Origin of the sequence: Chitinophaga sp. CC14, assembly GCF_048957795.1 — a bacterium.
Lineage (GTDB): Bacteria > Bacteroidota > Bacteroidia > Chitinophagales > Chitinophagaceae > Chitinophaga > Chitinophaga ginsengisegetis.
In genome coordinates this window covers 1,344,430-1,357,286 of the sequence record NZ_JARBFY010000005.1, presented here as the reverse complement: position 1 = coordinate 1,357,286, position 12,857 = coordinate 1,344,430, and the positions used below count along the sequence as shown (strand labels likewise).

The following is a 12,857-nucleotide window of genomic DNA, read 5'->3' as shown; positions in this document are numbered from 1 at the left end:
TCCGCTGTCATGCGCTCTCGCTCTCTCGCTCTCTCGCAATACAGTAGGGCGCCTTTAGTGGAGGACTTTTTTTCTTTTGAGCGTAGGGTTACAGTTGAATGACGTGCGTCAAATGATGATTACGGATTCTGATCAGCAGGTTTCTGCCACCATCCTTCTCCATCATTTCAATCACCAGAAATTTTTGGTCGGGGATCGTGAATTTGGGCATAGCCACTACAATGTTTTGCCTGGAACGCGAACCAATCTGCGCCGAATTTCCTGCCACATACAGTGGATTGATCTGTAGCTGCTGGGAAGCGGTGCGCTTAGCTTTCTTTTGGTCCTGGATATAAAACCGGAGTTGATCAACGGTATAAGCTATAGTGCTGTTGTTCTCCAGTTCCAGCTGACAGTACAGCACATCATCTTTGATGTAAAGGCCGCTACAGCGCAATCCGATCTGATTGGCAGAGGCCCGGATATTTTTGATCACTGGCCGCTTATGACCCAGCGCTGTGGCCAGGTCATTGACCTTTGCCTCATTGTTGTCCCCGGAGGCAAACAGCGCCCAGGGAGACTGGGCCACGACCTTTCCCAAACTGAAATTCAGTTGCGAGGGGCTGGCCAGGTAATGAACGATAAACGAATACAGTGTACCATCGGCGCATACCACTGTCAGGTTGGTTTCTTTCAGGGTATCATTTGCTGCCTTCACCTGTAAGATGTTTTCTACCCCTTTGGCTTTTTGTACCAATACATCCTGATTTCCGCGGTCTACAGATTTGATCCCGTAGGGAAAAATCAGGTTGGTCGTTTTCCACTTGGAAATGTCCAGGTTCATAGGGATCACTTTTCCTTTCACCTGGGTAATTAAATTCTGGGCACGCATACTTAGCCCGCTAAACAACATGATCACACACAGGATCACTCTCACACACTCTCTCATGTTCTATTATTTATGATAAATACTCAATTGATTTCTTCCGCTTTGTCGTCCTTAAGCAGCAGCTTGTAACCCGCTTTGAGCGTGATTTTGACCAGCTTCACTTTCTTTTTTATGAGGTTCTTACTCAGTTCAATACCAGCAGAAGCGGCCTGGGTGGCCAGGTTCGGATCAAAGCTGTTGATGCCCAATCCCTGTAAGGCATCTGTGCCGTTCTCCTTTGCTACATCGCGGCTGATGGCGCCGGGGATATGGATGCCCTCCATTCCGTCCAAATCGCAAACTGAAAGGTTGACCGGGTAGATAGCACCCTTGTAGCGGATGCTGTTGATTTCAATGGTTAGCCGTTCGCCGCTGATCTGGGCCTGACCGAAAACAAAATTGTCTTTTGGGATCAACTCTCCGCGGATCATGATGTCACTACTCAGGCGCATTTTCACAATTGATCCCGAAACAATGGTCTGGTTATCATGCACGACCGCTGCAATGGTGTTGACCTGCTCCTGGGGCGTGGCGTCCGTTAAACTATAGAAGCCACCATAGGCTTGTTGCTTGCCCTGCGCAGAAGGTGGCCCGTTCATTACCGTGACCACATTTTCATCTGCTCGGGTGGTCACTGCATAGATTTTACCACGGCTACGGTCACCAGCGTTTTTAAGTTTATCTTTCGCCAACTCCGGGTGCTGGATGTCCACGATCTTCTCCAGCATGGAATTGATCTGCTGCATTTCCGGATCTCCTGCGGGTGCGCCTTGCTGCATCATGTTCATCATATTTTCCAGTCGGTTCAGATCACTTTTACTAACAGCTGAGGTGCCATTTCCTGCCGGCGTATAACCGTAAGGGTTAGCTGCTGGTGCGGCAGGCTGGTTTAAGGCCGTATTCAGTTCTGAGAGCTTGCGGTAAAGCTGCGCTTCATTGGGATCGCTGTAGCCCTGGTTACCATAGATAGCTGGATTTATGCCCTGCGGTCCATAAGGATTAAAATTCGAGGAGCCATGGGAAATGGTGGGAGCTGAACTCAGGTAAGGATCGTTTTTAGTCTGCTCAGATCTGCGGTTACTGTCAACTGCAGCTTGCGCATAGAAGCTCATCTTATCCTGGGGCTTGTCCTGATCAAAGCTGGCATCGGGTAAAGCCATGTTTACTTTGCTGCCAACTGGGTTTGTTGCTGCAGCGTCTTTCGGATCACCAGTCAGTGCCCAAACGATGAGCAGAATAAACGGTAAGGTCAGTAGGGGTAACACCAGCAAAAATTTGCGGCGTTTTTCATCCGGGGTTGTCTCTAAAGTTTTCATCTTTTTTTAATTTTTGGGGTTCATATTTGGGCCTTGCGGGTCAGTAGGCCTTGAATTTTGTAGTTGGTAGGTGCTTTCATACAGCCGTACGCTGTCTATTAATCCGGGCCTGGTAGCCATAATGTGGTCATACTCTGCTCTTCCCGCTCTGGTCAGGGAAAGACTGTCCATGTAGGCTTTAAACTGCATGATCCGGCGATGGCTATCCTGATCAATACCGGCGTCAAACCATTTGCCTTTAAAGGGATTGTTGCCTAGCGGGATTGAGATTTGCTGGATATTAAAATTCCCAACTGTCGGTACCACTTTAAAGCTGTGAATGATCAGCCAGATGTTATACCCACCCAATGCCAGGATCATTATCGCAAGCAGCAATAGTTTTTTGCGTTTGGAAAAGGTCTTCGCGCTTTTGTTAACACCAGCACCCGGCTTTTTCTGAATTTGCTGCTGATTGCCGGGTAACTGGCGACCTTTTGTGGATGGGGTATGCTTTGTCCCTACGGGGACTTGATTTTTTTTACTAAATAAAAAGCTCATATTTTTTTTGGTTATTCGTTAGGCCACAGGCTAACGAGGGTTAACAGTCAGGTCTTTATTTTCTAGAATATTCCAGCGTTCAATGAGCAGTCCATGAGCGTTGTTTTCACTACGGGACACCTCGCGGAGCTGCCCTTCAGTCAACAGGTTGCGGGTCAGGATACTGGTAGGACGGGTGAGGGTCTGCACCGCGTAGCAGCGAAAGCTGATCGGGCTGGTATTCATATCCAGTAATACGCTGTCCACCCGAATGGTTTGGTTGATGTTGGAGCTGATGATATTGGAATAATAATTTCCTTCTTTCAAATCATCATACTGCCGTTTGGCAGATTCGTCAGCGAGGTACAAGGCCCTGGATATGGTCGCCTCGATCCCCTTATCATCCGGGGGAAGATTAAAAAATAGGGCATGGAATATTTTTACCTGGTCTTTGGCCTCTACCGGTAAGTTGTCCTTTCGCTCACTCGCGTAAGCTTCAAGGGCCTTGCCATTGACCAGCACATATACTTTTTCATTTTTACTTTTGACCAGATCATAACTTCTGTACACGGTGAACAGGCACAGGGCCATCGCACCAATGATCACCACCACACATAACCTTCTGATATAGCGGAACGTGCTATCAATATTTTGCATTTTTTTGAACATCTCTCTTCACTTTTCTGGTTCACATTGTTCGTATTACACTATATGTCAAGGCTGATCTGTTGCCTTGCTTCTGCGAATTGCTTTTCGCAGATTTCTATGAAGTCCACCTTTTTCTTATCTAAATGATAGCTTTCATGTATCACGATTTTTTCTCTTGATCACTGCCTCCCCGAAGCTTACTGGCCATATAGGCCGCACTGTGACCAATACTCCGGCCAACTGCTCCGGCAACGCCGCTGCCGGACTCCTTGCCGCTTTGGCCCTCTTTGAAATTCTGCCGCATGTTCGCAACTTTATCCATCGCTCCACCGATTGATCCGCCAATTTTTCCGGGACCACTTGTTGCAAGACTGGTGATCTTCTGCACCATCGCACCTCCGCCTCCGGCGTTCACCACAAAGCCGGCTACTGAAGGCACAGTGAAGTAGCCGACGATCCCGATGAGTAGAAAAACCAAATAGCCGGTATCCGAGGGACTGAAGAAAGTATCACCGGTTTGCTGAATCTGCCCGATATCCATTTTGATCAGATTCTCCTGAATCTTGCCAATGATCGCCCCGAAAATGTTGGCCACCGGCAACCAGAGCGATACGTTGATGTACTTTGCGATCCATGCCCCTAACGTATGCCCGAGCCCATCAAAAACTGAAAGGGCAAAGACCAGCGGTCCTAAGATGGACAGTACAATCAGCTGGAACGTGCGCAGCGCGTTTATGCACAATGCCGCCGCCTCGAACAACACATGCAGGATCTCGCTCATCCACTCTTTGACTGAGTTTCGAAATTTGTAGGTCGCCTTTTCAATGGCAAACTTTAGGCTGTTGCCAATTCCGTCGTACCATTTTTCTCCTTTGGGGTCATCCCCGTTGTGGGTATAACGATACCACTGATCGCGGTTACCAGCTTCGTCTTGTCCGACATACATCTGGTACACCGGAGATTCTTTGATGGCAGCTTCCTTCTTTTGCAGCAGTAGTTTGACCGTCTGATTGGAACCTTTCACCATTGCCCCCGTGCCTTCAGAAATCGGGTCTAAAATTCCATTCATTACTCCTAAAACGAGGGGGAAAAAACTAATACAGAATCCCAGGAGGAACGGTTTCAGCAAAGGGTGGAAGTCGATCGCCTCTGCATTCAGAATGTGTTTCCATACCCGCGCGGCGATATAGAATAGGGCAGCAAAACCAGCAATACCCCTGGCCACATCAATCAGCTTTTCGCATTCCGGCATCATCTCTGTGTACAGATCTTTCAGCACGTCCTGCATGCTGTGAAGGTTATCGGCCACACCACCCTGAGCAAAACAAAACATCGGCACTAGGATAAAGATGCCCAGCAGTTTGATTATTCTAAACTTCGTCATCGCTCAAGGTTTTGAATGCCATACATTGTTTCCATACCCCTGACCTGGTTTTTAGCCTTACTGCGGCCAAGGGCCATCAGCGAACAGGTGCTGCCGAATTCCCGGACGAAAGTCAGCTTGTCTTCCATATCCGCATAGATCTTATCGATGGTACTTAACCGCTCATCATCGCTCATGCGCAGGGAGCCGGCAGTGACTACATTCAGCAACTCGTCGAGATTTTTCAGGCTGCCCGCACCTACCTTTTCATACACCCCGACCATATAGCTGATTTCTGAAGCCTGAAAAAGATCCGGTGCGCTGATGCGCCTCACAGCGATCTTACATTCTTTGAACAGCCGGATCTGGTAATCGATGATCCCGACCACCTTGCGGTATTTTTTTACTGCAGGACTGACCTGCATCAGGCCGTCCAGGAAAGCCTTGTGTAAGCTGAAATTGCCCTGAGTAAGGGACTTTACTGTACCATAACCGGAGGAGACAATGGTAAAACCTTTCTTTAAGGTGGTCAGGATACTTTTCAGCTGGGCGAGCTTCTCTATATTCAGCGCCAGCTGGGCCGCCTCATTGGCTTGGGCATTTGCCCGAAAGGGGAGCTGGCTAACCGCAAGGCAAACCAGTAGTATTAACAATATCTTTTTCATTACTGCACATTTTCTCGTTCACAAATCTTGTTTCTTCCGCATTGTAGCCTGGAGCTAGGGTTGCGTTACCCCGTTTAGAAAGTCGCTCCCGCGGATGTCTGCCTGTCTTTTTTTCTTCATCCGAAGCAGAAGCGATACCTGCTCATCAAAGCGTTGCACAAATGAACCCTGATCAAGTGCCACCAGATACAGGCGCTCAATTCTTTCAATCCTTTCATCATCCTTCAGATCCAGTTGGTTGTCGGTAATGATCAGGATCAGCTCATCGATGGTGTCCGCAAGCATCTGAAGTACATTTTGCACTACTTGCCGGATAAACTCCTGCTCCGCATTGCTCATCAGCTCTGAACGGGCCAGCTTGTTCAGTTGCTTCAGACGAGTAACGGCCTGCACACTTATCCCCATCAGTCCGGCCACCTTCGCATATTTTTTTATTCTCGGGTTAACGATTTTAAGGGCGCCAAAAAAATCACGGTGCAGGTTAAAATCACCAGTCTTAATTTTATTAATGAGACCGACACCTTTACTGATGATGTCATAGCCTTTTTTGATATAGGTTTTATAAACCTCCAGGGCAGCAATCTGCTGTGCCAGGAGTTTCCGGTTTTCCTGTTTCTGGGAGAATAAACTTCCCAATACCTGTCCCCAGGAAAAGGTGCTGACCAAACAGGCCAGCAGGGTTAACAATATTGCTTTCATATCAGGATTTTGGGATTACAGTTTTCTTCTTCTATTTTTTTTCGCTGTCTTTTGATTCTGAAGGGCTAAAGCATTGGCCTTTTGTGCCGTTGGCAATTCCTGAAGGGATTTTAATGATACAGGCGCGGGTTCATTGATCGACGTACCTTTACGGGCGTCAAAACGGATGATCCGTAGCTGATCTGGCCTGAATCCATGTTCAGGGTCATACTGTACCCTCATCATACATACGGTACGGAGGTCAGTGATCAAACTGCCCTGGGTGATCGTATGTAACCAGACAGGGAAAGCATTAACGTTATCGATGCCTCCAGGCCATCTGTTCAGGTAGGTTAACATGGTATGGGCAAGTTCTTTCTCTGGAACACGCGGCGCCATAAATTTCCCCGTGTACCCTTTAGCATGCAGCGCCTGGATAAACCGGTCCAAATGTTCAGCCTGGACCAGCGGTTGTTTAACCATTGCTTTTACAATCTCCGCGTCCTGCGTGATTGGTAAATTTGCCTCATGAAAATCCATCGTCAACACTTCATCCCTAGCCGGGATATCGGGCCAGGCTTTAAGCTGTTCACTGACATTAAGAACCTCAGTTTCAGTACCCGCTTGCTTAAAAACCTGCATGCCCGTCAGGTGTAATCCGCCGACCTGATCATAATCTATCTTAAAAGAGCAAAGCGTGTAATGCAGGCTGGATTGATCCCCTTCGATAAAGCTATTTAGGCGAAAGGGAAAGGCTTCCTTTACTGGTCTTTGCACTGCCTGGTTCTGTAAATAGTCTTTAAGGCAATTCTTTACATCGGTTTTTTTCACGCCGTCAGTATAAAATTCTCCGGTATAACCTTTCTCCAGAAATATTGCAGAGAACTGTTCAATATGTTTTTCGTCAATCATGGGCACCAGGGTTATTGTTCAAATTTTTTATTCACGCTTAGGCAAAATCAGTTGACTGGTTATAAGCTTTTTCCTTTGTTCATTTTTGGGCTTGCCACATCAGGAGAAAGGAGCAGCCAGGCCTTTTCAATAGTTGGGGTATCCATATTTCGGGAGAGCTTAAATATTCTTACGGCAAGGATATTGTGGTTCAGGTCGCAGGTTTCAAAGCTGACCTGTTTGATCTTAATACGTTCAGGTTGGTCCAGATCAATTACAAACTTTGCCTGCATATATTGGGTCCTGGATTTATTGAAACTAAAATGTGTCATCACCACCGGATCTTTAAATTCATCGGCCTTGCCACTGTGTTTTACGGCAAAACAGGATTTGATGACCTGCTCAACTGATCCTTGTTCAATTCCGTTAATGTGCACCTGGCCGTGGTAGCCTTTAAACTCCAAAACTTTTTTTAGCTGTGCTATTTTTGAATCTATTTCTTCCATCCTTCTTTCTCCTTTTTGGGGCGTTCGCCGTCTGGTTCATTTCACCTGAAAACGAAGTGCTTTATTTGCTGCTATGGGTTCACTGCTCATTTGTTTTCTCTTTTGCTCTCGCGGTATCACTCTCTCGCTCTCGAACGCTCTCTCGAACGCGCTCTCGGATGCTAAGCGGCAGCACTTCAGCACACATCACAGCCTCAGGCTTTTTTTACTACCGGCGAATTGCGCGCGGACCATTTTAATTCCTCGGGATTTTTCCGGAATCTCGGAGCGGTGTTTGATCTGCTTGAAATACCGGTATAGCGGATATTTTTCTCCTTCACGCAAGAACTGGAATTCATACGCTTTGATATGCACGCCATCTTTGGAATTGTAATCCAGCTCAAATTCGCAACGGGTATATCGGCCTTTCCGGTCGGTTAGGGAGGTAATCGTTGATACCTTCACCGGAAGCGCAAGGGTCATGGGCTCTGCAAAGGCCATTGCCATATATCCTTTAAGTAAGTCTGGTAACCTCTCCGGACCTTTCCCGCCAAGGGCAAATAAACCATCGTATTCTTTTCGCTGTAAATAGCGACTGAGTTCATCGATGTAATTGTTGATTCTTTTCATTTCATTGTTCTTTAACTTCGGGCTAAGTCATTGCCGGAGGTATGGGGTTAACACAATTGCCGATTAGCGTAAAATTGAATCGTAGAATTTTTAACCTGGGGGTACTTGGATCGAAATTTTAATTGCCATCTTGTTTGTCATTTAATACCGTACATGATCTTCAACTGCCGGGCCTCCAATTCACTTTTTGAGCGGGAGAGCGAAAGCAGGTAGTTCTCGCCATTAAACCGTTTGAGGGCTGAATAATTCTGATCTACCTGATCAGCGGCAGCTCCGATAATTTCCAGACGCTTCGCATCACTCATCGTTGTGGAGAAGGAGTTCACGACCATCGATAGCTGATCCACATTGCCGAGGGTTTCATCCAGAATTCCCTGGTACACCCGGGCGATGTAATTAATTTCCTCAGCGCTGAAATGCTTGTCCTGCCGGATTAGCTTCCATGCCCGTTTATATTCATTCACCAGCTGGAGCTGTTTCTCGCCGAGTTCCTTGATCCGCTTGTAATAGGTGATGATGTTCTTTACTTTGTTTAACTCTTCAAAGTAATTTTTGTAGAGCGAACGCTGTTTTTCGGTCCAGTCAGAGATCTCTTCCAGCTTTAATTTTGACATGGCATTTTCTATCGTTTTCTCGACATTTTGTAGCCAGATTACCTTATTCTGCTGTCGCTGAATCGCCAGGTCGGCAGCCAGAATTGCTTTTTTGATAGCAGCCTTTATTACCCACCACCATACCGCATGTGCTTTTTGAGTGGGTGCAAACACCAGTCCCATAAGGAGCATCAGCATCACAATTTTCTTTTTCACATTTACCTCCTTTTTCTATTTGTTCACCTCTTTTATTTTTAACTAGGCTACAACGGATTCATCGACTCATCTTACGATGAGATTTCAATCTATTTGCAGAGTCAAACATTTTGATCGCTTCTACTTTGGTTGGTATTTCATCAGTACTTTTAGGAAAAAGCGTTAAACACCTGTGTTTTTTTAAGTATGATTCATCCGTATGTATTTCCATTCTACATATAATTAATCTGTACTGGCCGTTGAGATCGACTTTAAAATTGGCAGCGACATTACGCTGATCATAGTCACCATTCCATTTTAAATAGGTGCTTAAATTAAGGCCATTCAACATACCTGGTTTATAGCCCTCAATCGAAGCAAATAAGTATCGTTTAATACTATTGGAAAGGCTGTCCGGATAGCACGTAGCGGCCATAAAGCACCTATCGTAGCCTTTCTCAACAAGTGCATATTCAAACGCATCAATACTTTTAAACAACTCAGCCAGTTTCATTTCTATTCCCATTCCTGTCATTTTTTTAGTGTTTATGCCCCAATTCCGCTGCAAGTACCTTAATGCCCTTTTCTATGCTACCAAACCGCTCTGCATATTCCTGCACCTTTACTTTTTCAGTTTGTTCCGTCGTATAGGCTAAATACTCTTCCGGCGAGACTTCTGTACGGTATACTTTGGAATGGATACCCCCTAGGGAAATAAAAACTTCCTTATATTTTTTCGTAGGGTCATTGGCTTTGTTCACTGATAATACCAATGCTTTTTCTTTTTCGGTAAGGCCCAGCAGATCCTGGATCTGGTCAAATTTGTTTTGGTATTTACTCTGATCCAATAATATTTTGCAATCGCTGTTGTTGATGATGGCCTGCTTTACAATAGGCGAAGAAATGATGTCTTCTATCTCTTGGGTCACCACAATTGCCTCACCGAAAAATTTACGTACGGTCTTAAATAAGTACTTGATGTATTCCGCAAACCCCTCCTTCATCAATGCTTTCCATGCCTCTTCGATCAAAATCATCTTCCGGATGCCCTTTAATTTTCGCATCTTATTGATGAATACTTCCATGATAATAATGGTTACCACGGGGAACAGTATCGGATGGTCTTTGATGTTGTCCAGCTCAAATACAATCAGCCTTTCCTGGAGCAGATTCAGGTTTTCAGTCGCATTGAGCAGGTAATCAAATTCACCTCCTTTATAGTAAGGGCGCAGCACATACAAAAAGTTGCTGATGTCAAAGTCTTTTTCCTTTACATTCTGCTGTGCCAGTTGAGGTACAAAATCCTCTTTCAGGTAATCATAGAAACTATTGAAACAAGGGAACAGACTTTTGTCAGATTCAAGCTGATCATAGTATCCACTGATCGCATTACTTAGCGCGACATATTCGGAACGTTTATATTCATCGGAATCTGACTTCCATAACGCCAGCAATAAGGTCTTAATTGATTCTTTTTTCTCCGTATCCAGTGAGTCTCCCTCACCAATAAAAAACGGATTGAACTTTATGGGGTTCTGTTCAGAATAGCTGAAGTAATAGCCATTCACCATATCACATAAACCCCTGTAGGAGTGACCTACATCCACTAACACGATATGCGTACCTTGTTCGTAATAGCTACGGCACAAATGGTTAGTGAAGAAACTTTTCCCTGATCCAATTTGGAGGCTTACCGGGTCATTTAATTAAAAATGACCCGGTAAGCCCCTGACGGACCTAAAATGAAACGGTTTCTCGAGGTTATCCATCCCCGTCTCATCGGCTCATCGCTCAGGTCCACATGAACGGGGCGCCCTGTTTGACGATCACCCAGGCGCAGGCCAAAAGGACTGACTGAGGAACGGTAACTGGTCTCCAGGTTCAAAAAACAGGTGCTTTGCTCTAAGAAGGTGTCAAAGCAGTCGTTCGATGGAAAGCCGGCGCCGTTGCCAGGAATACCGGCCCAAAAGATCTGCGGCGCCCCGGCTGTTTCCATCTTCGCTACCGCATCCATTTGCGCGAGGCCAGAACTGACGAGGTTCTTCAGGTCTTTGAGTTCATCCTTATTGCTGGTCCACACCATGATGTTGAAATGTGCCCGGACCGGAAGACGTCCTTCTGAAATGGCTTCATTCAAAAAGTCATTGGTAGAGTCCCTGGAGATCAGGTTTTCCCGCGAATAGGCGGATAGAGATTGCAGGCGAAGCCTTTTGGTTTCCAGTTTCTGAATCGTTTTGCTCGCATCCTCGATAAAGATAAACTGGTTGTAGATGTGCGAACAGCCCAGAAGCTGGCCCAGTGTGGAAGCGAAGCCCACACTGAATTTAGTCCGGTCACTGCTGTAACGGTCGTAATTGATCCGCGATCCGCACAGCGCGGGCAGGTCGGCTGCATCACCCAGGGTGTAGATCTGCACATGCTGAGGGCCAACCTGTATGCCATCATCAAACCTGATATCTTTCACCAGCAGATCATTTTCATTTTCTGCGAGTGAGCAGTAGCGCTCGATCAGCCCGATCTTTCTGCTTTGGCTCACCAGCTCGGCGCTACCAATTCTTTTCAGCATTACAAAACCACTGTCCTCTAATATGCGTTTGAACTGCCCGCAACTATCGAGAAAATCCTGTAACGCGCCTTCCTTTACCGTTTGGTCGGGTACAATCGAAGGACGCAGCAGGTTAGAAAATACCGAACTGCTTAATTTTCTTCCCTGCGGTTTTTGGGTCAGGTAGATGTAACAGGAATGATCCAGGTATGGACGTTCATTAAAAAACCTGTTACTGGCATGGTTTAAGAAACTGCTGTGCTCCTTTGATTCCGTTTTATCAAATTCAGGATCGAACTTTTTATCTAAGAACCAGTCTTGTTTGTGGAATACCGTGAATTTCGGTAGTACCTTAATCGCTTTCACCCAATTCTGGTGAAAGGCTTCATAATCCTGATCACTCAGGGTGAAAATTTCGGGTAGTTCCGCTTTGTAAACCAACGTCACATCACCCTGTTTGGACACGATCAGATCGTGTTCCACACCCATAATGGGCATCATATCATCCATCCATTTTTCCATTGCACATATTCTTTTTCACGCTGGGTGGCACTATTGCCGTTTCACTACTTGATCGCCGGTTACCCGGTACATTTACTTCATCTGTTCATCCTCTTACGTTTCTCCCCACGTTGGTTATTTTTACAATTAAGGCTTACCGGTTTAGGGCTGTTTTGCAGCTCCTGCTCAATTTGATTCCTACGTACCAGTTCAGGGATATTTGTTTCTTCCAATCGTTTAACTTGAAGGGCGACATCATTGGGGTTCCAGGGGAATTCGCAGATCATTGCACTTGGAGACAACCCATTTTTTATACTGTACCCTACAATATCCAATTGGCTTAGCCTTGGGAAAACGATACAGATAACATCCCTGGGGTACTCATTTATTTTGGGATCAAACGGTATTGGTTTCATTTCCCGGCTATCAAACAAATGTTCGCTAGATTCAAATAATGCCCGCTGGGGGAAGACAAAGCGATTTTGCGGGCAGTCTGACTGAAAGATCTGCATGTTGTTAATGTCAATAACATATTGGAGTCCGGCTATTTGCCGCTCTGGTAAAATCCCATTGAGACGGCCAGACAATTTCTCCGTTATATATTGATATCCCTTTTTCTTCTCCAGGCTTTCTGAATTGTAACTTTCAATTTCCGTATCTGGCAACTGATCACCCTTCTCAATTATCAGACGGGGTATCCTGATTCTGCTATAACCAGTACCTAACCAACTATTTGTTACGGCATGTACAGCAAACCTTCGTTTCTTATCATGATACAGGGCAATTACATGTTCTCTTCCATGTGCCAGATTCGCAATGCGCTGATAATTATTGGGATTGGTATGATCGATTAGATACTCTCTGGCACTATCAAATTCAAATAAATCTCCGCGTATGGCAATCATATCTTTGTAGTCAGGCATG

Annotated in this window: 13 protein-coding genes and 1 pseudogene; all 14 read right to left on the bottom strand. The window is 45.8% G+C overall.

The features are described from left to right. Positions 1-88: 88 nt before the first annotated feature. The 14 genes and pseudogenes from traN to PV783_RS25020 all read right to left on the bottom strand — a co-directional run bounded on the left by traN (position 89) and on the right by PV783_RS25020 (position 12,856). Positions 89-928 carry a conjugative transposon protein TraN gene (traN, locus tag PV783_RS25085; protein WP_420990030.1) on the bottom strand — a complete coding sequence of 280 codons (840 nt, stop codon included), beginning with the start codon at positions 926-928 and terminating at the stop codon, positions 89-91. A gap of 23 nt (positions 929-951) precedes the next feature. Then, positions 952-2,223: a conjugative transposon protein TraM gene (gene traM, locus PV783_RS25080; RefSeq protein WP_420990029.1), complete on the bottom strand. Its 1,272-nt coding sequence runs from the start codon at positions 2,221-2,223 to the stop codon at positions 952-954. Between the two features lie 6 nt (positions 2,224-2,229). Next, on the bottom strand, positions 2,230-2,760 hold the full coding sequence (locus PV783_RS25075; protein ID WP_420990028.1) for a hypothetical protein: 531 nt from the start codon (positions 2,758-2,760) through the stop codon (positions 2,230-2,232). Positions 2,761-2,790: 30 nt separating this feature from the next. Next, positions 2,791-3,396 carry a conjugative transposon protein TraK gene (traK, locus tag PV783_RS25070; protein ID WP_420990027.1) on the bottom strand — a complete coding sequence of 202 codons (606 nt, stop codon included), beginning with the start codon at positions 3,394-3,396 and terminating at the stop codon, positions 2,791-2,793. A gap of 151 nt (positions 3,397-3,547) precedes the next feature. After that, the gene (gene traJ / locus PV783_RS25065; RefSeq protein WP_420990026.1) at positions 3,548-4,771 is read right to left on the bottom strand and encodes a conjugative transposon protein TraJ; all 1,224 of its coding nucleotides are present in this window, start codon (positions 4,769-4,771) and stop codon (positions 3,548-3,550) included. Further along, a complete protein-coding gene (locus PV783_RS25060) occupies positions 4,768-5,415 on the bottom strand; it encodes a TerB family tellurite resistance protein (RefSeq protein WP_420990025.1) in 648 nt (215 codons plus the stop codon). The genes traJ and PV783_RS25060 overlap by 4 nt, the downstream gene beginning before the upstream one ends. 54 nt (positions 5,416-5,469) lie before the next feature. Then, positions 5,470-6,114, bottom strand: coding sequence for a hypothetical protein (locus PV783_RS25055; RefSeq protein WP_420990024.1), 645 nt, complete (start codon positions 6,112-6,114; stop codon positions 5,470-5,472). Between the two features lie 15 nt (positions 6,115-6,129). Beyond that, complete coding sequence (locus PV783_RS25050) at positions 6,130-7,005, bottom strand: hypothetical protein (RefSeq protein WP_420990023.1); 876 nt, start codon at positions 7,003-7,005, stop codon at positions 6,130-6,132. Between the two features lie 59 nt (positions 7,006-7,064). After that, complete coding sequence (locus PV783_RS25045) at positions 7,065-7,490, bottom strand: hypothetical protein (protein WP_420990022.1); 426 nt, start codon at positions 7,488-7,490, stop codon at positions 7,065-7,067. A gap of 186 nt (positions 7,491-7,676) precedes the next feature. Beyond that, positions 7,677-8,099 carry a hypothetical protein gene (locus tag PV783_RS25040; protein ID WP_420990021.1) on the bottom strand — a complete coding sequence of 141 codons (423 nt, stop codon included), beginning with the start codon at positions 8,097-8,099 and terminating at the stop codon, positions 7,677-7,679. Between the two features lie 137 nt (positions 8,100-8,236). Continuing rightward, positions 8,237-8,890 carry a conjugal transfer protein TraI gene (locus tag PV783_RS25035; protein ID WP_420990020.1) on the bottom strand — a complete coding sequence of 218 codons (654 nt, stop codon included), beginning with the start codon at positions 8,888-8,890 and terminating at the stop codon, positions 8,237-8,239. A 76-nt stretch (positions 8,891-8,966) separates the two neighbouring features. Further along, the gene (locus PV783_RS25030; protein ID WP_420990019.1) at positions 8,967-9,422 is read right to left on the bottom strand and encodes a hypothetical protein; all 456 of its coding nucleotides are present in this window, start codon (positions 9,420-9,422) and stop codon (positions 8,967-8,969) included. A gap of 4 nt (positions 9,423-9,426) precedes the next feature. Then, a pseudogene (locus PV783_RS25025) lies at positions 9,427-11,954 on the bottom strand (TraG family conjugative transposon ATPase). 77 nt (positions 11,955-12,031) lie between these two features. Then, positions 12,032-12,856 carry a hypothetical protein gene (locus PV783_RS25020; protein ID WP_420990018.1) on the bottom strand — a complete coding sequence of 275 codons (825 nt, stop codon included), beginning with the start codon at positions 12,854-12,856 and terminating at the stop codon, positions 12,032-12,034. Between the last annotated feature and the right edge of the window lies 1 nt (position 12,857).